Source organism: Streptomyces sp. NPDC004752 (assembly GCF_053601275.1).
In genome coordinates this window covers 1-21,016 of the sequence record NZ_JBSGBN010000111.1, presented here as the reverse complement: position 1 = coordinate 21,016, position 21,016 = coordinate 1, and the positions used below count along the sequence as shown (strand labels likewise).

The 21,016-nt window shown below is 72.5% G+C and carries 23 protein-coding genes and 1 pseudogene; 17 read left to right on the top strand and 7 right to left on the bottom strand.

Annotated elements, in window-relative coordinates; all coding sequences use genetic code 11:
* Window positions 1-33: 33 nt before the first annotated feature.
* Together ACWEKM_RS34370 and ACWEKM_RS34365 are read right to left on the bottom strand one after the other, a co-directional pair.
* Entirely contained in the window at window positions 34-993 is a 960-nt protein-coding gene (locus ACWEKM_RS34370) for a M56 family metallopeptidase (protein WP_451625185.1), read from the bottom strand.
* Window positions 994-997: 4 nt separating this feature from the next.
* Window positions 998-1,381 carry a BlaI/MecI/CopY family transcriptional regulator gene (locus ACWEKM_RS34365; protein WP_451625184.1) on the bottom strand — a complete coding sequence of 128 codons (384 nt, stop codon included), beginning with the start codon at window positions 1,379-1,381 and terminating at the stop codon, window positions 998-1,000.
* Between the two features lie 276 nt (window positions 1,382-1,657).
* On the opposite strand from ACWEKM_RS34365, the gene ACWEKM_RS34360 reads away from it, so the two are divergent.
* The 5 genes from ACWEKM_RS34360 (at window position 1,658) to ACWEKM_RS34340 (ending at window position 5,730) form a co-directional block, all read left to right on the top strand.
* A complete protein-coding gene (locus ACWEKM_RS34360) occupies window positions 1,658-2,233 on the top strand; it encodes a TerD family protein (protein WP_451625183.1) in 576 nt (191 codons plus the stop codon).
* Window positions 2,234-2,347: 114 nt separating this feature from the next.
* A complete protein-coding gene (locus ACWEKM_RS34355) occupies window positions 2,348-2,968 on the top strand; it encodes a hypothetical protein (protein ID WP_451625182.1) in 621 nt (206 codons plus the stop codon).
* Window positions 2,969-3,008: 40 nt separating this feature from the next.
* Window positions 3,009-3,593, top strand: coding sequence for a TerD family protein (locus ACWEKM_RS34350; RefSeq protein WP_451625181.1), 585 nt, complete (start codon window positions 3,009-3,011; stop codon window positions 3,591-3,593).
* A gap of 110 nt (window positions 3,594-3,703) precedes the next feature.
* On the top strand, window positions 3,704-4,918 hold the full coding sequence (locus ACWEKM_RS34345; RefSeq protein WP_451625180.1) for a TerD family protein: 1,215 nt from the start codon (window positions 3,704-3,706) through the stop codon (window positions 4,916-4,918).
* Between the two features lie 134 nt (window positions 4,919-5,052).
* Complete coding sequence (locus tag ACWEKM_RS34340) at window positions 5,053-5,730, top strand: lytic transglycosylase domain-containing protein (RefSeq protein WP_451625179.1); 678 nt, start codon at window positions 5,053-5,055, stop codon at window positions 5,728-5,730.
* A gap of 29 nt (window positions 5,731-5,759) precedes the next feature.
* Here the strand turns inward: ACWEKM_RS34340 and ACWEKM_RS34335 are convergent, their stop codons facing one another.
* The gene (locus tag ACWEKM_RS34335) at window positions 5,760-5,981 is read right to left on the bottom strand and encodes a twin-arginine translocase TatA/TatE family subunit (protein WP_451625178.1); all 222 of its coding nucleotides are present in this window, start codon (window positions 5,979-5,981) and stop codon (window positions 5,760-5,762) included.
* A 414-nt stretch (window positions 5,982-6,395) separates the two neighbouring features.
* Between ACWEKM_RS34335 and ACWEKM_RS34330 the strand changes: the two genes are divergently transcribed.
* The 5 genes from ACWEKM_RS34330 to ACWEKM_RS34310 all read left to right on the top strand — a co-directional run bounded on the left by ACWEKM_RS34330 (window position 6,396) and on the right by ACWEKM_RS34310 (window position 10,773).
* A complete protein-coding gene (locus ACWEKM_RS34330; RefSeq protein WP_451625177.1) occupies window positions 6,396-6,782 on the top strand; it encodes a cold-shock protein in 387 nt (128 codons plus the stop codon).
* A 167-nt stretch (window positions 6,783-6,949) separates the two neighbouring features.
* Window positions 6,950-7,627, top strand: a complete 678-nt coding sequence (locus ACWEKM_RS34325; protein ID WP_451625176.1) for a hypothetical protein — start codon at window positions 6,950-6,952, stop codon at window positions 7,625-7,627.
* A 231-nt stretch (window positions 7,628-7,858) separates the two neighbouring features.
* Window positions 7,859-8,104, top strand: coding sequence for a ferredoxin (locus ACWEKM_RS34320; protein ID WP_451625175.1), 246 nt, complete (start codon window positions 7,859-7,861; stop codon window positions 8,102-8,104).
* Entirely contained in the window at window positions 8,094-9,485 is a 1,392-nt protein-coding gene (locus ACWEKM_RS34315; protein ID WP_451625174.1) for an NAD(P)/FAD-dependent oxidoreductase, read from the top strand. Before ACWEKM_RS34320 ends, ACWEKM_RS34315 begins: the two co-directional genes overlap by 11 nt.
* A 49-nt stretch (window positions 9,486-9,534) precedes the next feature.
* Window positions 9,535-10,773 (top strand): cytochrome P450, encoded by a 1,239-nt coding sequence (locus ACWEKM_RS34310; RefSeq protein ID WP_451625173.1) that lies wholly within the window; start codon window positions 9,535-9,537, stop codon window positions 10,771-10,773.
* A 216-nt stretch (window positions 10,774-10,989) separates the two neighbouring features.
* On the opposite strand, the gene ACWEKM_RS34305 is transcribed toward ACWEKM_RS34310, so the two are convergent.
* The gene (locus ACWEKM_RS34305; RefSeq protein ID WP_451625172.1) at window positions 10,990-11,682 is read right to left on the bottom strand and encodes an alpha/beta fold hydrolase; all 693 of its coding nucleotides are present in this window, start codon (window positions 11,680-11,682) and stop codon (window positions 10,990-10,992) included.
* A 440-nt stretch (window positions 11,683-12,122) separates the two neighbouring features.
* Between ACWEKM_RS34305 and ACWEKM_RS34300 the strand changes: the two genes are divergently transcribed.
* From ACWEKM_RS34300 to pgm, 3 genes are all read left to right on the top strand, one after another.
* Window positions 12,123-13,232 (top strand): GNAT family N-acetyltransferase, encoded by a 1,110-nt coding sequence (locus ACWEKM_RS34300; protein WP_451625171.1) that lies wholly within the window; start codon window positions 12,123-12,125, stop codon window positions 13,230-13,232.
* A 370-nt stretch (window positions 13,233-13,602) separates the two neighbouring features.
* Window positions 13,603-14,184: a kinase gene (locus tag ACWEKM_RS34295; protein ID WP_451625170.1), complete on the top strand. Its 582-nt coding sequence runs from the start codon at window positions 13,603-13,605 to the stop codon at window positions 14,182-14,184.
* Window positions 14,185-14,730: 546 nt separating this feature from the next.
* Complete coding sequence (pgm, locus tag ACWEKM_RS34290; RefSeq protein WP_451625169.1) at window positions 14,731-16,371, top strand: phosphoglucomutase (alpha-D-glucose-1,6-bisphosphate-dependent); 1,641 nt, start codon at window positions 14,731-14,733, stop codon at window positions 16,369-16,371.
* A 49-nt stretch (window positions 16,372-16,420) separates the two neighbouring features.
* Here pgm and ACWEKM_RS34285 read toward each other — a convergent pair whose 3' ends face one another.
* Window positions 16,421-16,921 (bottom strand): carboxymuconolactone decarboxylase family protein, encoded by a 501-nt coding sequence (locus tag ACWEKM_RS34285; protein WP_451625168.1) that lies wholly within the window; start codon window positions 16,919-16,921, stop codon window positions 16,421-16,423.
* A 247-nt stretch (window positions 16,922-17,168) separates the two neighbouring features.
* Here ACWEKM_RS34285 and ACWEKM_RS34280 point away from each other — a divergent pair, with 247 nt between their 5' ends.
* From ACWEKM_RS34280 to ACWEKM_RS34265, 4 genes and pseudogenes are all read left to right on the top strand, one after another.
* On the top strand, window positions 17,169-17,465 hold the full coding sequence (locus ACWEKM_RS34280; RefSeq protein WP_451625167.1) for a DUF6400 family protein: 297 nt from the start codon (window positions 17,169-17,171) through the stop codon (window positions 17,463-17,465).
* Complete coding sequence (locus ACWEKM_RS34275; protein WP_451625166.1) at window positions 17,452-17,709, top strand: hypothetical protein; 258 nt, start codon at window positions 17,452-17,454, stop codon at window positions 17,707-17,709. The genes ACWEKM_RS34280 and ACWEKM_RS34275 overlap by 14 nt, the downstream gene beginning before the upstream one ends.
* Before the next feature lie 3 nt (window positions 17,710-17,712).
* Window positions 17,713-17,811, top strand: a pseudogene (locus tag ACWEKM_RS34270) (diacylglycerol kinase family lipid kinase); the annotation flags it as partial.
* A gap of 250 nt (window positions 17,812-18,061) precedes the next feature.
* Complete coding sequence (locus ACWEKM_RS34265; protein WP_451625165.1) at window positions 18,062-18,577, top strand: DUF4232 domain-containing protein; 516 nt, start codon at window positions 18,062-18,064, stop codon at window positions 18,575-18,577.
* A gap of 487 nt (window positions 18,578-19,064) precedes the next feature.
* On the opposite strand, the gene ACWEKM_RS34260 is transcribed toward ACWEKM_RS34265, so the two are convergent.
* A complete protein-coding gene (locus tag ACWEKM_RS34260) occupies window positions 19,065-19,964 on the bottom strand; it encodes a carbohydrate ABC transporter permease (RefSeq protein WP_451625164.1) in 900 nt (299 codons plus the stop codon).
* A complete protein-coding gene (locus tag ACWEKM_RS34255; RefSeq protein WP_451625196.1) occupies window positions 19,961-21,013 on the bottom strand; it encodes a carbohydrate ABC transporter permease in 1,053 nt (350 codons plus the stop codon). Before ACWEKM_RS34255 ends, ACWEKM_RS34260 begins: the two co-directional genes overlap by 4 nt.
* Window positions 21,014-21,016 lie beyond the last annotated feature (3 nt).

Here is a 21,016-nt window from a genome sequence, read left to right as displayed (position 1 = left end):
GTGGCGCGCCCGTCCGCCCCGGGTGGATCCGTGTCACAGGGGCGTGGCCGCGTGCAGGAGCAGCAGCAACGTGACCGTCGCGTTGGCCGAGAACATCGCCGACAGGAGCGCCCCGGTCGCGGCGGTCCACAGCGCCAGGCCCACGGCGGTGAAGATGGGCGGCCAGGGGCGCACGGCGGGGGCCGGACCGAGCAGGGCCGCGACCCGGCGGGGGAGCGGACCCGGAGCCGCGAACGCGGTAAACGTGTCAAACGCTGCAAACGCCGCAAACACTGTCGCGGGTGTGCCATGTGTGACCAGCGCCGCCTTGCCGATCGCCCGGGCGACGGCCCGGCGGCTGCCGACGGCCTGGGCCGCCGCCTCGTCCGCCCAGCGCTCGGTCGTATAGGCCACGGCCTTCCGCAGTGGCCACAGGAAGGGGTTGGCACACGCGGCCAGCCGGACCAGCAGCAGCTGGCGGTGGTGGCCGGCCGCCAGGTGGGTGCGCTCGTGGGCGAACAGAGCCCGGCGCTCCCGCGGGGCGAGGCGGGCGAGCATGCCCGTCGAGACGACGATGCGATCGCGCGGGCCGCCCGGCAGCGCGTAGGCGTACGGCTCGGTATCGGGCAGCACCGCCACCTCCGTACGCGGCAGTCCCGCCAGGGCCTGGTGGGCGCGGCGCCGTAACCGGTGGTCGTGCAGCAGGGTGCGCAGCGCCCCGCCGACCACCGCGACCAGCGCGGGAATCGCGGCCTTGCCGACGATCTCGTGGCGTGGGACGCTCTCCCGCACCTCGGAGTCCGACCAGCCGTCCGGCAGCGGATTGCCGGGCAGTTGCGCGGTGCCGACCACCATCAGCAGCACCAGACACACGGTGCTGCACAGGGCCATGACGGAGGAGACGCCGGTCAGCAGCAGCGTCGCGGTCCGGGGATGGAGGCGCTGCTCGGCCAGCCGTGCGATCGGCCAGGCGGTCAGCGGCAGCACCAGCGGGAGGAAGACGAAGATCCCCATGCGGTCAGTCCTCGTCGCCGGCCTGGTCCAGCAGCTCGCGCAGCAACTGCTCGTCGTCCTGTGGCAGGGTGGTGACGAAGCTGGCCAGCACCGCCCTGCGGTCCCGCTCGCCGTCCAGGACCTTGTGCATCTTCAGTGCGGCGAGACCGGCCCCGTCCGCGGCGGGCAGCCACACGAACGAGCGGCCTTCGCGCCGGCGGGTGACGGCGTCCTTCGCCAGCAGCCGGGCCAGCACCGTCATCACGGTGGTGTAGGCGAGGTCGGCGGCCAGATGGTCCTGCACCCAGCCCGCGGTCACCGGGCCGCCGGCCTCGTGGAGTGCCACGAGCACCTGTGTCTCCAACGCGCCCTGTGCCCGGCGCGGACGGCGCGGATCCGGCTTCGTCACGCGCTGTCTCCCTTCTGCTGCGCCCGCCCGGCTTCTCGCGCCGGGGGCGTCACATCGTATAGAGCCAAGGGCCCCGACCCGCTCGGAACGCGTGCCCGTGGCCCGATACCGCCGGTGGCGCCGCGTCACCAGACGTCCCCGGCCCGCCGTGGAGCCGTGTGGCGCATTCGGTCACCTCCGCACGCGCCCGCTCCGCGATTACTTCTACAGTGCTGTAGATTCTAGCTCGGGCCGTAACACAGACCCGAGTCGAGAACGTGTGTGGAGGAATGAACCATGGGTGTTTCCCTGGCCAAGGGCGGCAACGTCTCGCTGAGCAAGGAGGCGCCGGGCCTGAGCGCGGTGCTGGTGGGGCTGGGCTGGGACGTACGGACCACCACCGGGTCCGACTTCGACCTGGACGCGTCCGCGCTGCTGCTGACCTCGGCGGGCAAGGTCCCCTCGAGCCAGCACTTCGTCTTCTACAACAACCTCAAGAGCCCGGACGGTTCGGTGGAGCACACCGGCGACAACCTCACCGGTGAGGGGGAGGGCGACGACGAGTCCATCAAGGTCGACCTGGCCGCCGTGCCTGCCGAGGTCGAGCGGATCGTCTTCCCGGTGTCGATCCATGACGCCGAGTCGCGCGGTCAGAGCTTCGGGCAGGTCCGCAACGCCTTCATCCGCGTGGTGAACCAGGCGGGCGGCGCCGAGATCGCCCGTTACGACCTGTCCGAGGACGCGTCGACCGAGACGGCGATGGTCTTCGGCGAGCTGTATCGCAACGGCGCCGAGTGGAAGTTCCGCGCGGTCGGCCAGGGGTACGCCTCGGGCCTCGCGGGCATCGCCGCCGACTTCGGAGTCGATGTCTGAGGGGGCGAGGCACACCGAAGACCCGGGTGAGGGCCGCGCCCCGGGCCCTCACCCGCCGGCATCGCCGGCCCAGGGCCCGCGTCGAGCGGGCCCTCCTGCCGGTCGGGGGAGTGGGTGAGCGGCGTGTCGGGCCTGGGCCCGGCAGACCGGGCGGACTTCGAGCGGGTGCTCCGCTCGGCCCTGGGCACCGCGGAGATCCGCTCGGCCCTGAGCGCCGATCCCACCGGCAGGGCCGCGACCCGGCTGCGAGCGTGGGCGCTTGCGGCCGACGCCGAGATCGTCGCCGCGGCCCCTGGCGAGTACCGCGCCTATGCGGCCGCCCGCGCCACGGCCGCCCGCCGGACTTCCCGGACCGAAGGCCGCCCACCCGCCGCCGGTTCCGGGCTGCCGCCGGCCGCTCTGCTGCCCTTGATCTCCGCCGTCTCCGCGGCCGTTCTCCTGTTCATCGGCTACGGGCTGCTCCGCGCCGAGACGGCCGTCCGGTTCGCCGGCTCGGTCCGCTCGGCGGGCTGGACGCTCGCCGTGGTCGCGGTGGCCGCCGCCGCGCTCGGCCTGTCGACGCTGCCCCGGGCGCTCCCGGACCGGGCCGGTGGCCCGACCGGAACGCCCGGGCCGGTGAGCGCAGCCCACGCAGCCCACATCGAGCAGGCCAGGCGGCGGTGGCACGAGGCGCTTCTGGAACGCGGCGTCCTGCCCTATCTGCGCCGCCGCCTGCCCGAATCCCTCGACCCGTAGGCATCCCTCGAACACCCAGCGAAAGAAAGCGAGACGACGCATGTCGGTCAATCTGAGCAAGGGTCAGCAGATCAGTCTGAGCAAGCCCGACGGCACCGCGCTCAGCGCCGTCCGGATGGGGCTCGGCTGGCAGGCCGCCCAGCGCAAGGGGTTCCTGGCCAAGCTGGCCGGTTCCCGGGACATCGACCTGGACGCCTCGGCGCTGCTCTTCGCCGCCGGGCAGCTCGCCGACGTCGCCTTCTTCCAGCATCTGACCAGTGACGACGGATCCGTGCGGCACCTGGGCGACAACCTCACCGGCGGCAGCGGCGCCGGCGGCGACGACGAGGTCATCCTCGTCGACCTCGCCCGCGTCCCCGTGCACGTCGACCAGATCGTCTTCACGGTCAACTCGTTCACCGGACAGACCTTCGCCGAGGTACAGAACGCGTTCTGTCGGCTCCTCGACGAGAACACCGGGCAGGAACTGGCCCGTTACACCCTCAGCGGCGGCGGCACGTACACCGCGCAGATCATGGCCAAGCTGTACCGAGGGACGGACGGCTGGCAGATGAAGGCCATCGGGGAGCCCGCAGCCGGCCGGACCTTCCAGGACCTGCTGCCCACCATCGTCGGCCACCTCTGATCCGGACGCATGCGACTACTTCACGCATTGCGCAATCGGGGAACTGTAAGGGCCGGGCTCCCGTTGATCACGACGAACACGGTACGCGGAAGCGGCAGCGGAGGACGTGCATGAGTGTGCCCCTGACCAAGGGCGGCAACGTGGCACTGGGCCGACTGGCCCCGGGCCTGACCGCGGTGACGATCGGCCTGGGCTGGCAGGCGAGCACGGGCCATGACCTGGACGCCAGCGCGCTGCTGTGCGACGGGTCGGGCCAGGTGCTGTCCGATGAGCACTTCGTCTTCTTCAACAATCCGAGCAGCCCCGACGGTTCGGTCCGGCACGGTGGTGGTGGCGCCCCGGTGGGCGCGGACGACCAGCAGATCCAGGTCGACCTCGACGGTGTCCCGGCGGATGTCGCGAAGATCGTCTTCCCGGTCTCCCTCTACGAGGGCGCGGCCCGCGGCCAGTCCTTCGGGCAGGTCCACCGGGCGCACATCCGCGTGCTCGACCGGCACGGCGGAGCCGAGCTGACCCGCTACGACCTCGCGGCCGGCAGCCTGGTGAACGAGACCGCGCTGGTCTTCGGCGAGCTGTACCGGCACGGCGCGGAATGGAAGTTCCGCGCGGTCGGGCAGGGGTACGCCACCGGGCTCGCGGGCATCGCCGCCGACTACGGCGTGGACGTCCTGCGCGAGCCGGACCCCGCCCCGGACCCCACCCTGAACCCCGGCCCGGCTCCCATCACCCCGCCGAAGGCGAGCACGCCGGCGCCCGAGCCGCCGCCCGTTACCGCTCCGCCCGCGTCCGTGGCGCCGCCGCCCGCGTTCGTGGCGCCGACAGCGGCACCCGTGGCGCCGACACCGACCCTCGTCGCGACACCCGCCCCGGTATACCCCGGCTCACCGCACCCCCCAGGGAGTTCCCCCGTGACCTGCTTCTTCGACCCCGACCACGGCCCCGGCGCGACGATGGTGACCTGGTCCCCGCAGTGGGGCGTGCCGCGCCCGGTCCAGGTGTGCGGCGGCTGCGCGCAGCGGGTGCAGACCACGGCGCCGCCGTTCTACACGCCGCCCCAGCCGGGGCATCCGCAGCCGATGCAGCAGGGCTACCCACAGCCGATGCAGCAGGGCTATCCGCAGCCCGGCCATGGGCAGCAGGGGTATCCGCAGCAGGGCTACCCGGCCCCGCACGGCGACCAACAGCAGCAGGGCGGACGCCGCTTCGGCACCGGCGCGCTCATCGGCGCGGGCGCGGCGGGCCTGGTCGGCGGCGCCCTGCTGAACGAGGCCCTCTCCGACGACGAACCCGAGGTCGTGGTCAACAACTATTACGAGGAGGAGTGACCGGCCGGCCCGCCGCGGCAGCGCGGCGCGGCGGGAGAGGTCCGGGGCCGCGCGGCACAGCCTCACGTCGGTCTTAGTCCCGGTGGGGTACAAGGGTGCTGGTGTCGAGGGAAGGACGCGAGAGAGGACGGGACATGTCCGATTCCCGGGTGCCGAGACGCTGGCGCTGGCTGCCCGTGCTGGTCTTCGCCCTCGCGGTGTACGTCATCGTGCGCGCCGCCAACACCCCGCAGGGCGACGCCCCGCCGCCCGCGGGGTCGTCCGCCACCCCCTCGCCCGAGCCGACCGGCCGACCCTCGGCCACCGCGTCCGCGGCGGCGGCGTCCTCCTACGACCCCGCCGACTACGCTCCCCAGGTCCGCGACTGGGCCCGACGCACCCGCGTCAGCGCCCAGCTGCTGATGGCGATCCTCTACAACGAGGCGTACAAGCCGCACGATCCGAGCCTGGAGCGGGCCTGGCAGAAGTACAAGCCGGACGCCTCCTTCGGCATCGCGAACATGCACCGCGCCGCCTTCGACGAGGTCAAGCAGGGCCGGGACTTCGCGGGCCGCCGATGGGAGGAGCTGCCCGACGACCGGGACCTCGCGATAGAGGCCGAGGCGTGGTACCTGCACGATCTGGGCGCCCGGCTCCCCGCCCAGTGGCCCGCCTCCTACGACAGGAGCGAGCTGCTGGCCCTGGGCTACAACACGGGCGCCGGCAACATGCTGGCCTTCGCCCGGGGTACGCCGCCCGGCGGCCAGGCCCAGGCATACCTCGACAAGCTCCACGCCAACTGGGCCAGGGCGGGCCGGGCGGTCGGCGCCTGACGCGCCCGCGTGACCGTGCGCCCGTACCGTCAGGCGCGGGGCGAGCCGTCCCGGTCGACCACGGTGCCGGTGACCGCGCCACCCGCGGCGGACGAGCCGCTCGGCGCGTCCTGTTCCTTGAGGGCCTTGGCCTCGCTCTTGAAGATCCGGGCCGCCTTGCCCGCCGAACGCGTCAGTTCGGGCAGTTTCTTGATGCCAAGGACCACGATGACGACGATGAGGATCATGGCCAGTTCGCTCAAGCCGAACATCAGAAAAGCCCTCCCGGTGGCGGAGCCGACCGGCACGGCGTACCGGCGACACCTGCAATCTACATGGTTGTAGAAGTCTCTCCCGGAGGGAGATCGTTCAACAAGCCCGCCCGCCGAATCCGCTGCCCGCCGGCCGGTCATGGGCCGACGGATACGCAGCGGTCCTGCGTACGGTGCCGACGCGGATCCGGTGCTTTGCGGCCCTCTGCGGTACCTGGCCTACGGCCTGCGCGCTCGCCGTGCCGACGGCCTTCCCTGCCACCGCCGGGCCGCGCCGACCGCCGTCGCCGTGGCGGGCGTTGTGAGCCGCATGCCCCGCCCGGATGAAGGGGCTCGGGGCGGCTGCTAAAATCGGGCGCCTTCGTTCGGGCAGGTGGCCCGGGTTGTCTGGGGGTTGGTGTGTCAGCAGGCCGTGTGGTGAGGTTCGACAGCGTTCGCGGATACGGGTTCATCGCCCCGGAACACGGGGACGAGGACGTCTTTCTGCATGTGAACGACCTTCTTATCCCCGAGTCCATGGTGCGTACCGGACTCGCGGTCGAGTTCGAGATCGAGGAGGGCGAGCGGGGCCCCAAGGCGTCGTCGATCCGGCTGGCACCGGGGGCGACGGCACGGGCCGGGTCCGCGTCGGGGTCCGTCGGTGACGATACGCTCTGCGACGTACTGCAGACGGTCGAGTTCACCAACGAGATCACGGAGCTGCTGCTCCAGACGGCGCCGACCCTGACGGGGCAGCAGATCGTGCAGATCCGCCGCGAGTTCCTCCAGTTCGCCAAGAAACACGGCTGGACCGAGGACTGATCTCCCTCCCTCCGGGGGTGCCGGGGCGCAGGCCGCCCCTCCTCCCGGGGGACACCGCAGTCCCGGGCGGGTCGCCGGGTGTGCCGTTCGGACGTGTTCCGGTGGCGGCGGGGGGCGGAAGGCGGCTTGCTGGTGGCATCAGCCGCCGCAGAGGAAGCGAGCCGCCCATGCAGACAACGGCGTCGGGGGAGCGGGCACTGCAGACCCCACGGGCCGCCGGGCTCGCCGGGGTCGTCTTCGCGCTACTGCTCGCCGCGGCGATCGTCCTCATCCGGATCGGCATCCCCGAGGGCGTCGACGCGGCCACCGCCGTCGGCTTCACCGACTCGGCGAGTCACGACGCGGTGCACACGGCGCTCGCGCTCGTGCCGTTCGCCGGCATCTTCTTCCTCTGGTTCGCCGGTGTCGTACGCAGCCACCTGGGCGAGGCCGAGGACCGGTTCCTCGCCACCGTCTTCCTCGGCAGCGGCCTGCTCTTCGTCGCCACCCTGTTCGGGGCGGCAGCGGCGGCCGACGCCGCACTGGACATCGTGCGCACCCCCGGTACGGTGTCGGGCCCGCCGACCTTGGCCTTCGGCAGCCATCTCGCGTACACCCTGATGACCGGATACGCGATGCGCATGGCGGCCGTCTTCACCTGCTCGCTGTCGGTGCTCGGGTACCGCCGCGGCGTGCTGCCGCGCTGGCTGACCCTGCTGGGCTTCCTCACCACGCTCATCCTGCTCTTCATCTCCTCGAACGTCCCCTGGGTCGAGCTGGTGTTCCCGGCGTGGTCGCTGGTCCTCAGCGGCTACATCCTCGTCGTCAGCAACCGCCCCCAGCCGTCCGTGGCTGCGGCGACCTGAACCCGGCCGTGCCTCCGTGCCGGAGCCGCGCCCTCGTGCCGAAGCCGCGGCCCCGGGGCCGAAGCCGTGCCCCCGTGCCGGAGTCGCGGTCCGTCACTCGATCGGTCGGCCCCGGCGAGCGGAGCCCGCGCCGCCGCTCCCATCCTGGCCAGGGGGAGACGACCGCCGTCCGGAAGCGGCCACCGAACGGGCGGCGCACGACGGACCCGGTCGCCGAAAGGGCAACGCGGCATGAGGCTTGTGGTCGATCTCAACAAGTGCCAGGGATACGCCCAGTGCGCGTTCCTCGCGCCGGACGTGTTCACCATGCACGGCGAGGAGTCGCTCGTGTACAACCCGCGGGCCGCGGACGACCAGCGCGAGCGGCTCGCCCGCGCCGTCGCCGCCTGCCCCGTGCAGGCGATCACCGCCGACGGACTCGACGGCCTCGCCGACCCGCCCGCCGGACCCGCCCCGGAGGCGAGCGATGCCCGTTGACTACATCGAGTGGCTCAGGCGCGAGGGCCGGATCGTCGTCGTCGGCGCCTCGCTCGCGGGGCTGCGGGCCGCCGAGACGCTGCGCGAGGAGGGTTTCGCCGGATCGCTCACCTTGATCGGTGACGAGCCGTACGAGCCCTACGACCGGCCGCCGTTGTCGAAGGCGGTGCTGCTCGGCAAGGCGTCCGCGCACCACACCGCGCTGCCCCACCGCCGCGCGACCGACGCGCAATGGCGGCTCGGCGTCCCGGCGACCGGCCTCGACATGGCGGGCCGAAAGGTACGGCTGGCCGACGGGGACGAGGTCGAGTACGACCGGCTGCTGATCGCCACCGGCGTGCGCGCCCGGCCCTGGCCCAAGGAGGACGAGTCCCGGCTCGACGGCGTCTTCGTGCTGCGCACCCGGGACGACGCCGCCTGCCTGTACCGGCGGCTGAAGGCCGGGCCGCGCCGGGTCCTGGTGATCGGCGCCGGTTTCGCCGGTTCGGAGGTCGCCTCCGCCTGCCGGGAGAGGGGCATCGCGGTCACCGTGGCGGAACGGGCCGACGGGCCCCTGGTGGGCGCCCTCGGCGGGGTGGTCGGCGCGGTCGCCGCCGACCTGCACCGGGAGAACGGCGTCGATCTGCGCACCGGTGTCATGGTCACCGCCTTGGAAGGCGACTCGGCGGGCCGGGTACGGGTTGCCCAGCTGTCCGACGGGAGCGTCGTCGGGACGGACGTCGTGATCGTGTCGCTCGGTGCGACCCGCAACACGGAATGGCTCACCGGATCGGGGCTCGGCGCGGGCCCGCGGGGCATCGCCTGCGACGCGGGCTGCCGCGCCTTCGACTTCCGGGGCATCGTCACCGACGACATCTACGTCGCGGGCGATGTCGCCCGTTCCCCGCACGCCCTGTTTGGCTACCAGTTCCTCTCCCTGGAGCACTGGGGCAACGCCGTCGCCCAGGCCCAGGTCGCCGCGCACAACATGATCAGCCACGGCGCGGACCGGCGGCCGCACCTATGGGTGCCGGCCTTCTGGTCCGCACAGTTCGGTGTGAACATCAAGTCGGTCGGTGTGCCGCCCATGGGCGAAGAGATCATGATCACGCAGGGTTCGCTCGCCGAGCGCCGGTTCGTCGGTGTCTACGGCCACCAGGGCCGGGTCATCGCCGCCGTCAGCTTCGACAACACCCGCTGGCTGGAGTTCTACCAGCGGATGATCGAGACGGGCGCGCCGTTTCCGGTGGAGTTCCCGACCGTCGACCGCCGCCCCGAGGGCCGGGGGCCGGTTCCGGCCGACTTCCCCGACCCGTCGCTGCCGACGCACGGCCCGTCCGTCACCCTCACCGGCTACTCACCCTCGGACCGGCGCCTGGTCTTCACCCCGGGTCGCCACTGACCGGCACCCGGCCGCCGCCCTCGCCACTCTCACGCCCAAGGACCCCCCCATGACGCACGCCTCGCTCCTGCGCCAGATCACCGATCACGCCAACCGCGCCAACCCGTACCCGCTGTACGAGGAGCTGCGCAAGACCCCGGTCCTGCACGAGGAGGACGGCGGTCCCTACGTCATCAGCTCCTACTGGGACATCGAGAGCCTCCTGCACGACCCGCGTATCAGTTCCGATGCCACCAACCTCGCCGCGATCGGCGACGACGCGGCGGCCGGGCCGGAGGCGACGGGACTGCCGCCGAGCTTCATCCGGCTCGATCCGCCCGAACACGACCGGCTGCGGCGGATCGCCAACAGCTCCTTCGGCCCGCCGCACCGGCCGCGGCGGCTGGACTCGATGCACGGCGAACTCGTCCAGATCGTCACCGACCTGATCGACGGCTTCGGGGATGCCCGGCAGATCGACCTGGTCGACCAGTTCGCCTACCCGTTCCCGGTGACCGTGATCTGCCGGCTGCTCGGCGTACCGCGCGAGGACGAGCCGCGCTTTCGCGCGTGGGTCGACCCGATCGTCGCGAGCCTGGACCCGGCCGTCCGCGCGCACGAGAACGACGACGACCGGCGCGTCGGACAGGAGGCGCGCGTGCAGCTCGGCATGTATCTGGCCGGGCTGGTCGAGCAGCGAGCCAAGGACCCCCGCGACGACATGCTGTCCGATCTGGTGACCCGTCATGGTTCGGACGGCGCCATGACGATGATGGAAGTGCTCAGCACCTCGGTGCTGCTGCTCATCGCGGGCCACGAGACCACGGTGAACCTGATCACCAACGGAATGCTCACCCTGCTCCGTCACCGGGAGCACCTGCACCGGCTGCGCGACGACCCGGGCCGGTCCGTCAAGATCGTGGAGGAGCTGCTGCGGTACGAGCCTCCTGTGCAGTTGGTGACGCAGCGCACCTGCATCGCGGACATCGACATACGCGGGGTGACGATCCCGAAGGGCTCGCGCATCTGGCTCGTCCTCGCCGCCGGCAACCGTGACCCGGAGCGCTTCCACCACCCCGACCGGTTCGACCCGGACCGCGGGGACATCCAGCACCTCGGCTTCGGCAGCGGCGTCCACATCTGCTTCGGCGCGCCGCTGGCCCGCATGGAGACCCAGATCGCGCTGTCCGAGCTGGCCAGGCGGCTGGACAACCCCCGTCTCGTCGAGGACCCGCCGCCCTACCGGGAGAACGCGCTGCTGCGCGGCCCACGCCGACTGAACGTCGCCTTCGACCACCTGCTGCCCTGATCCGATGCTGCCCTGATCCGAGGACCTGCTCCGCGGACACTCGGATCGCACCGGGCCGAGGCGGTGCGGGCGGCGGCCTCACCCCGGTGGCCCGTGACCGGTCCGCCACTGCCGTAGGCGCCGAACGGCCCGTGCGCCGGGGCCGATCGCCCCCACGGTTCGAAGGCCCGGGGCTGGGGCTGCTTGCTCCGCGCGCGGCTGGCGTCTCCGCCGCGTTCAGATCCAGCCGCTCAGCGCCGTCATGAAGCCGTCGAAGTCGTCGCGGTGGAGGGTGTGCCCGGCCCCGCCGACCGTCCGCACCTCGAAGCCGCGCCGCGTCAACCGCCCCTGTAGGTCAGGGGATACGAGGGTGCTCGGATCGGCCGCCAGCACCAATGAGGGCACCACCGGGCGGGCCGGCGTCCGGCTGACCGCGTACACATCGGCGATCGCGTGCGCGGTCCTCGGATCCCAGGCCGCGAGCGTGGCCAGTTCCACGTCCACGTCGGCCTCCTCCCAGCGCGGATTGAGCTGGGTGATCGTGTCCCGGGTGGCGTGTTTGAAGGCCGTGAACCGCGCCGCCCCCGCGCCCGCCTCCGGCCTCATCTCCCATGCCGGGTCGCAGTACACGGCCCGAGCCGGGGCGAGCCGCTCGACGGCGCCGGCGAGCGCCATCGCGCCCAGTGAGTGCCCGATCGCCAGCTCCGGGGCGGCCGGGAGGGTGTCGACGAGATCGTCGGCCCAGTTGTCGGCGCTGTACTCCCCCCACCCGCTTGCGCCGTGCCCGCGCAGGTCCACCGCGACCACCCGGTAGCCCTGGTCGGCCAGCGCCGGTCCGACGCGGCGCCAGGTCCGGTGGTCCGCCATGATCCCGTGGACGAGTACGGCGACCCGGTCGCCGTCGCCCCACTGACGGGTGTGCAACTGCATCGATATGCCCCTTCCGACCCGGCTTCCATCGATCTTGTCACCGGACCGGCGTCCGGACCACCGGCGGCGCCGCCGACCGGACCCGTGCGCGCGGGGAGGGCGCGTAGGCCGCCGTGCCGGGGTGCGCCGCTTGGGCCGCGAACTTCCGCTGCTTCAGGCACCCTTGACAGTGTGCGTGCTGATTCGCGAGGTTTGATCCTCGTGGCACGATGCGGAATACGGGGCGGCGACGGCCCGACGACCGCGGACCCGGCATGCGCCGGCGGACATCCGGACCAGCGGACATCCAGAGAAGTGGTGGGACGCGGACGCCGCGTCACAGGGGGGAAGGTCACCGATGCGATCCATGCGCCGTGCACCAGATCGAGCACCGGTCCCGACAGCCCGGTTCGACACCGGTACGTCCCGCGCCCGGCGGGCTGAAGGGCGGTCGAGCTGAGGTGGACATCACCATCCACAGACCCGAGGAGCTGACCGACACCCACCTGCGCGCCTGGCACCGGGCGATGGACGCGTCACCGGAGTACGCCAACCCCTTCCTGGCCCCCGAGTTCGCGCTGGGCATCGGCCGGCACCGCGGCGGGGCGAAAGTCGCGGTGCTGCACGAGAACGGACGGCCCGTCGGCTTCCTCCCCTACGAGCGCACCGCCCTCGGGACCGGCCGGGCCATCGGCCTGGGCCTGTCCGACCGCCAGGCGCTCGTGCACCTACCCGGTGTCTCCTGGGACACCCGTGAACTGCTGCGCGCCTGCGGCCTCTCCATCTTCGAGTTCGACCACCTCGTGGCGGAGCAGCGGCCGTTCGCCGGACATGTGACCGGGCTGTTCGCCTCACCGGTGATCGATGTGAAACCCGGTGACGGCGGCTATCCGGAGTGGCTGCGCGGCGCCTACCCGGGACTGGCCAAGACGACACTGAAGAAGGAGCGTCGCCTCGGCCGGGACGTGGGCGAGGTGCGGTTCGTCTTCGACGAGCGCGACCCCCGGATGCTGCGGCGGCTCATGGAGTGGAAGTCCGCCCAGTACCGCAGGACGGGACGGATGGACCGGTTCGCGCGGCCGTGGATCGTCGATCTGACGGAGCACCTGTTCCGGGTCCGTGAGGAGCACTTCACCGGCGTGTTGTCCGTGCTCTACGCCGGTGACCGGCCGGTGGCCGCGCACTTCGGACCGAGGTCGAGCATGGTGCTCGCGGCCTGGTTCACCGCTTACGACCCGGACCTCCACTACTACTCGCCCGGCCTGATGATGCACCTGCGCACGACCGAGGCGGCGGGGCGGCACGGGGTGACGCTGGTGGATCTGGGGCGCGGGGACAAGGAGTACAAGGACTGGCTGAAGACCCGCGAACTGCGCGTGGGGGAGGGGTTCGCCACCCGCCCGCACCCGGTGGCGGCGGCCCACCGGCTGTGGCGCCGCCCCGTGCGCGGGCTGCGGAACACCGTCCTGGCACATCCCCGGCTGCGCGCACCGGCCGACCAGCTGCTGAAGACGGCCGGCGCGCTGCGCAGCTCGCGCCGCGAGCACGCCGAGCGCCGCACGGCTCCCTGATCCGGGCGCCCGGCCCCGAAGCCCCGGGGGAGCGAGGACAGGTGACAGGTGAAAGGTGACGGGTGACGGGTGACGGGTCGAGGACGGGGGTGTGGCGCCCGAGCCGGGCGAGGCACGGCCTTCCCGTACAGGTCGATCGACTGCCGGGGCAGCCGGGCGGCTCCCTCCTACGGCCCCATACGGGTGACCGTGCGGTCGGCCGCCGGCCGCCGGCCGCCGGCCGCCGGGCGGGGGAGCGCGGCGTGCGCGGGGCGCCGACAGCGGTTTCGCCAAGCGCGGGACGGCGTGGCAGGCGGGCATGGCGCGGCGGGCGGCCCGTCGGCCGTGGCCAACTGACCGGCCGACGGCGGCCGGGCCGGGCGGCGGTAGCGTGGCCGTCGTGGAAGTGGGCACCGAGGAAACCCGGCTGATCGTGCTGCGCGGCAACAGCGCCTCCGGGAAGTCGTCCGTCGCGGCCGGTCTCCGGGAACGGTTCGGCCGTGGCCTCGCCCTGGTCGGACAGGACAATCTGCGCCGCATCGTGCTGCGCGAACGCGACCGGCCCGGCGCGGCGAACATCGGCCTGATCGACCTCACCGCGCGGTACGCCCTGGACGCCGGATACCACGTGGTGGTGGAGGGCATCCTGTACGCGGACCACTACGGCGACATGCTCGCCCGGCTGCGCGCCGACCTCCCCCACGCTCGGCTCCGCTCGCGCGGGGGGACCCCCATCGGCCCGACCCACGGCTACTACCTCCATGTACCGTTCGCCGAGACCCTCGCCCGGCACGCCACCAAGCCGATCGCGGACGCGGTGGGCGAGGACCAACTGCGCGACTGGTACCGGCCGATGGATCTTCTGCCCGACCGTGCCGAGACCGTCGTCGGCGCCGACAGCAGCCTGGCCGCGACCGTCGACCGCATCATGGAGGACACCGGCCTCGCGGGGCTTCCGGCGCGGTACCGCTGACGGGGATGTGATGGCCAAGGTCCCGTGTCGGCCAGCCAGTTGACGCGAGGATCATGCGAACCGCCTTCGGACGGCAGCCCGTTGGCCGGGCCGCGTGCCCCCCGCCATCCGGTCCGCGCCACCCGGGGCATGTGGCTGCGCCGCCGCCACCCGGGACATGTCTCCCCTACCGCGCCGTGACGCGGTTCGGTACCGAGGCCGACCCGGACGCGGCGGACGGCAGCCGCAACCGCGAGCGGTGGCCGACGCTGGGCGCGCCACGGTTCGCCTATGCGCGCGGGCGCGTCCCACCACGCACGTCAGCCGCCCGCCGTCCGACCTCCGCCCATGACACCGACCGGACCCTGGCTGACCCCGGCCCCGGCCCCGAGCGCTCGTTGCCCACCGGACACCGGAACAACGGACACCGGACACCAGGGCCGGGGGCCGGGGGCCGTCGGACGCAAAGTCGATGAGTTCCAGACCCGGACCCACTCGCGGAGCGGGGGCGCGGCGAGGAAAGATGGGACGCCGAGCGATGGATCGACGACGCGGAGGAACGGACCCATGCCACACGAACGAGCGGGCACGCCGGCCCGGCCCGAGGACCTGGTCGACGTGGCCCGGCTGGTCACGGCGTACTACGCGCTGCACCCAGACCCGGCCGACCCGGCCCAGCGGGTGGCGTTCGGTACCTCGGGACATCGCGGGTCGTCCCTGGCGAGCGCGTTCAACGAGGACCACATCGCCGCCACCAGCCAGGCGATCTGCGAATACCGGGCCGGTCAGGGCGTGTCCGGCCCCCTGTTCCTCGGCGCCGACACCCATGCGCTGTCGGAGCCCGCGAAGGTCACCGCGCTGGAGGTGTTCGCCGCCAACGATGTGACGGTGCTGATCGACAGCGCGGACGGGTACACCCCCACGCCCGCCGTCTCGCACGCGATCCTCACCCACAACCGGGACCGTGCCGCCGGCCTCGGGGACGGGGTGGTGGTCACGCCGTCGCACAACCCGCCCGCCGACGGGGGCTTCAAGTACAACCCGCCGAGCGGCGGCCCCGCGGCCTCGGACGCGACCTCCTGGATCCAGGACCGCGCCAACGAGATCATCACCGGCGGCCTGAAGGACGTACGGCGGATCCCCTGTGCCCGGGCGCTGGGCGCGGCCACCACCGGTCGGTACGATTTCCTGGGCCGTTACGTCGGCGATCTGCCGAGCGTGCTGGACCTGGACGCGATCCGGGCGGCCGGGGTGCGCATCGGCGCCGACCCGCTGGGCGGGGCGTCCGTCGCCTACTGGGGCCGCATCGCCGAGGAGCACGGGATCGACCTGACGGTGGTCAACCCGCACACCGACCCCACCTGGCGGTTCATGACGCTGGACTGGGACGGCCAGATCCGGATGGACTGCTCGTCGCCGTACGCGATGGCCTCGCTCATCGAGCAGCGGGACCGCTTCACCCTCGCCACCGGCAACGACGCCGACGCCGACCGGCACGGCATCGTCACGCCGGACGCGGGGCTGATGAACCCCAACCACTACCTCGCCGTCGCCATCTCCTACCTCTACGGCCACCGGGCGCAGTGGCCCGCGGGGACGGGGATCGGCAAGACGCTGGTGTCGTCCTCGATGATCGACCGTGTCGCCGCCGACCTCGGCCGTCGGCTGGTCGAGGTGCCGGTCGGGTTCAAGTGGTTCGTGGACGGGCTGCTGGACGGGACGCTCGGTTTCGGCGGCGAGGAGTCGGCGGGCGCGTCCTTCCTGCGCCGGGACGGCTCGGTGTGGACGACGGACAAGGACGGCATCATCCTGGCCCTGCTCGCCTCCGAGATCACGGCCGTCACCGGCCGGACGCCCTCGGAGCACTACGCCCGGCTGACCGACCGCTTCGGCGAACCCGCCTACGCCCGTATCGACGCGCCCGCCTCCCGGGAGGAGAAGGCCCTTCTCGCGAAGCTCTCCCCGGCACAGGTGACCGCCGAGACGCTGGCCGGAGAACCCGTCACCGCCGTGCTCACCAAGGCCCCGGGCAACGGCGCCGCCATCGGCGGCATCAAGGTGGCCACCGAGCACGCCTGGTTCGCGGCCCGTCCCTCGGGCACCGAGGACGTCTACAAGATCTACGCCGAGTCCTTCCGCGGACCCGACCACCTCCGGCAGGTCCAGGAGGAGGCCAGGGCGGTGGTCCTCGCGGCGCTCGGCGCCTGACCGGCCCGCCCGCCCCCGGCGCCGCCCCGGGCGACGGGGGCGGCGCCGGTCACGCCGTACCGAGCGGGGCCGCGCCGCGCACCGGGTGCTTGCTCATGATCGAGACCCGGTTGAAGGCGTTCATGGTGATCGCCACCCAGATCACCGCGGACAGCTCGTCGTCCGACATCACGCCCCGCGCCTCGGCGTAGGCGGTGGTCTGCGCGTCGGCGTCCGCGGGGTGCGTGGTGGCCTCGGCGAGGGCGAGCGCCGCCCGCTCCCGCGGGGAGAACAGCTCCGTGTCGCGCCAGGCGGGCAGTACGCCCAGGCGCTGTGTCGTCTCGCCGGCCCGCAGTGCCGCCCGGGTGTGCAGGCTGAGGCAGTAGGCGCAGGCGTTGAGCTGGGACACCCGGACGTTGAGCAGCTCGACCAGGGCGCGGTCGAGGCCCGCCTCGGCCGCGACCTCCCGGACCGCCTCGGCCGTGGCGGTCAGCGCGCGGTACGCGCCGGGGCTCTGCTTGTCGATGTAGACCCGTCGTCCGGTGTCCGTCGCCGCTGCCGTCTCTGTCACGTGTGCTCCTTCGTCCCGTGCCGTTCGGCGGGTGATCGCCGTTCGGCGGGTGATCGTCCGTGCTGTCCTATCATCACCTCATGAATGTTGAAAGTGAAACTACCCTCGGTGGGGGCGACGGCCCCGCCGCGGGCATCGAGATCCTCCGGCTCCCCGCCGCTCCCCGGCGCCGGCCGGGTGACCCGGCCATGTGACTTCGCCCACCCGCTCTTGCCGTGGCGGTGAAGGCAAACCTAAGTTCGGCCACATGTCCGCCTATGACCCCACACCTCCCACCGGTCCCGAGGATCCCACCGCCGGGCGGCCGGACGGCTCCGCCCTGCTCGACTTCGCGGTCGACCTCACCGCGCACGAGGTGCACCGGCGGGCCCACGTCCTACAGGCCGTCGGCCCGGACTGGGACCCGGTCGAGGTGCTGCGCGGCGAGGAGGCGGCGTACGCCCTGCTGTACTCCGGCCTTGACGAGGAGCGGCAGCGCGTCTACGACGACCTGGTCGCGGCGGGTGTGCTGCCGCCGCGCGGGGGCGGCCGTGCTGCCGCTTGACCCGCAGGCCGACATCGGCCGCCGGGCCTGGGTGCCCTGCCCCCACTGCGACGACAGCAACGGCTGTGCGACCTGTGCCGAGCGGCGCACCTGCGCCGAGCACTGGCGATATCTGCTCTCCCACAGCGGCAGCCTGCTGCATCTGCAATGCCCCTCGTGCGCCCACCTCTGGGACCACGAGACCGGCTTCGGCGCCACCCGCTCCGATCGGCGGCGCACCATCGACGACCTGCCCCACCCCTGATCCGCTGCCCGGCCCGTCCCGTACGGGGCCGACGGAGAGGTCGACGCCCTCCTGCCCGTCACGGCCAGGGTGCGACCCGGCGATCTCACGGTGCCGTGCTGAGCCCGCGGCCCTGCCCGCACCGGCTTCGGGAGGCCGTCCGCCCGGCGGCACCGCGACACGGGCGTACGGCTGACGACCCCGGCGTCGGCCGGTACCGGGAGCCGGAGGAGGCGTGCCACGTCCTGGCCCGCCGGTGCCCGGCCGAGGCCCGTCGGCCGACGATTCGCCGGCCTGTGCAACTTTTCGGCGGGTACGTGCATCCAAGAGAGTGACACACATCCACCCATTCACCCGATAGGGGTGGTATGGCATGTTTATTCATTCACGACACTTCTCCCGGCGCGTCGCGATCGCTTCGGCGACCGCCCTTCTCATGGGCGGCGCGGCGGCCGGTGCCGCCTGGGCCACGACCACGGCAGCGGCCCCGGCCGGACCGCGTAGCTGCACGGTGAGCGACCTGTATGTGTCCATGGGACGCAAGGAGGGCGCCGCGGGCTCGCTGTACTGGCCGATCCGGTTCACCAACACCAGCACCAGCCGCTGCACGCTGCGCGGCTACCCGGGTGTCAGCGTTCTCGACACCGCCCATCACCAGATAGGCGCGGCCGCCACCCGCACCGGACAAGCCGTGTCGACCGTGACGCTGGCCCCCGCCCACGCGGTGTCGGCCGTCATCCGTACGACCAACGGCCCCATCGGCGGGCCCTGCCGGGCCACCGGAACCTATCTGCGGACCTATCCGCCGGGCTCCCGCGCGGCGGTCCTGGTGCCGGCCGGCTGGAAGGTGTGCTCCGGCACCTTCCAGGTCGCACCGGTGGCCCCATAGCACACGCTCGTGACGCGGCACCGGCGGCCGAGGGCCGAGGGCCGAATACCGGTGGGGTGATCGACCCCGGCGCGGGCGCACGCGACGATCGGGGCGCCCTCCCGGCGAGAGCAGCCGGGCAGGGGTGGCCGGGGTGGCGGGAGTCGCCCGGGTGCTTGCCATTCCGGCCGGACCCGCCACACCGGCCAGCCCCGCCACACCGGCCAGCCCCGCCGCCTCGGCCGGACCCGCCGCCTCGGCCGGACCCGCCGCCTCGGCCGGACCCGCCGCCTCGGCCGGACCCGCCGCCTCGGCGGATCACGCCCCGTGCAGCCGCCGCCGCGGTCTCCCGACGGTCCGCTGTGGTGAGTTGTGCTTGATCACGATCCGCTCCCCGGCGTCGCCGACGCGCCCTTGCCCGGCGTGCCGCGATGCCGGGGAGCGGGCCGGCCGCCCGGCCCTGACCTGATCGTTTCTGCTCACGGTGTGCGCACTGCCCGCCTCGGTGTCACTCCTTGACCGCGCCCGAGTTGGCTCCCTGCACGAAGTACCGCTGGAAGCAGAAGAACAGCGCCGCCACCGGAAGGGTCGACAGCAGGGCCGCGGCGAGCTTCAGCGGGTACTGGGTGCCACCGCCGAGACCGCCCGAGACGAACCGGGCGAGGCCCGTCGTGAGCGTCTCGTACTGGGAGGACTGCGTGGCCACCAGGAAATGCGTGAACTCGTTCCACGAACTCTGGAACGACAGGATGGTCAGGGTCAGCAGGGCGGGCCTGGCCATCGGCAGCACCACGGACCAGAAGGTGCGGAAGACACCGGCGCCGTCCACCCGGGCCGCCTCCTCCACCTCCCGGGGAACCGACTCGAAGAACTGCTTCATGATGAAGACGCCCGCCGCGTCGACCAGCAACGGCAGGATCATGCCAGTGTACGTGTCGAACAGCCCGAACGTGTTCAGGACCAGGAACTTCGGGATCAGCAGCGCCACCCCGGGCACCGCCATCAGCGCGAGCACCGACCCGAACAGCAGGCCCCGCCCGGGGAACCGCAGCCGGGCCAGCGCGTACCCCGCCATCGAGTCGAACAGCACCCGCCCGGCGGTGACCACGACGGCCACCACCGCCGAGTTGCTCAGCCAGCGCAGGAACGGCACCCCGTCACCGGCCTGACTCAGGCCGAACAGCCGCTGGTACGCGGCGGTCGTCGGGGTGACCGGCATCAGTGACAGCGGATGCGACGCGGCGTCGGGATCGGTCTTGAAACCGGTCACCAACTGCAGGACGAACGGCAGGATGTACAGCAGCCCGAGCCCGGCCACCAGGACATAGCCCGCGATCCGCAGCGGCAGCGGATACCGGCCGAGCACCGGACGGTGCTGCGTGCGGACGGCCCGTGTCGTCGACGTCATCGGTTCCTCCTGGTGCGGGCGTCGCGGTCCCTGAACGCCCAGCGCTGCAACGCGGTCAGGCACAGGATCAGGGCGAGCATGATGAACGCGATGGCCGCGCCCTGCCCGAAGTCGGCGTCGTCGAAGGCGGACGAGTACGACAGGAACGCCGGGGTCAGCGTCGTGTTGCCGGGAGCGCCCTGACCCATCACATACACCTGGTCGAAGACCTGCCAGGTGGAGATGAGACCCAGGGTGAGCACGAGGAACAGCACCGGCCGCAGCGCGGGCAGAGTGATATGGCGCAGCATCTGCATCCGGTTGACGCCCTCCATGGCGGCCGACTCCTCCAGCTCGCGCGGGATGTCCTGGAGCGCCGCGAGGAAGATCAGCATGAAGGTGCCGGAGGTGGTCCACACGGCGAGCAGAATGATCGTGCACATCGCGACGGACGGCCCGGACAGCCACTGGAACCAGGACAGACCGAGGAAGGAGTGATCGGCCAGCGCGCCCGAGGGATGCTCGGGATCCACGATGCCCAGGGCGCCGAGCAGCAGCGAGAGCACCCCGCGCGGATCGGCGAACCAGTTCGGGCCCTTCACCCCGATCCAGGACAGCAGCGAGTTCACGGCCCCGCTGCCCTGGAAGAGGAACAGAAAGACGGTGGACACCGCGATCGAGCTGGTGACCGACGGGAAGAAGAACGCGGTGCGCAGGGCGCCGCGGGCACGCAGCAGCCGCTGGTTGACGATGATCGCCAGCACCAGGGCGAGGCCCGTCTGCAACGGAACGGTCAGCAACACGTAGTAGGCGTTGTTGCGCAGCGAGGTCGCGAAGAGGGTGCGGTCGAGACCGTCCTCGGTCAGCAGCGACCGGTAGTTGTCCAGGCCCACGAAGTTCGCCTGGCCGCTGAACGGATTGGAATGCCCGTCCCAGTGCAGCAGGCTCACCCAAAGGGCCATCAGGATGGGCAGCAGCAGGAACAGGCCGAGGACGAGGACCATGGGGCTGACGAACAGCCAGCCCCATGGGCCCTCACCGCGGCGGCGCCCCGCGCGCGGGGCGTGGATGGC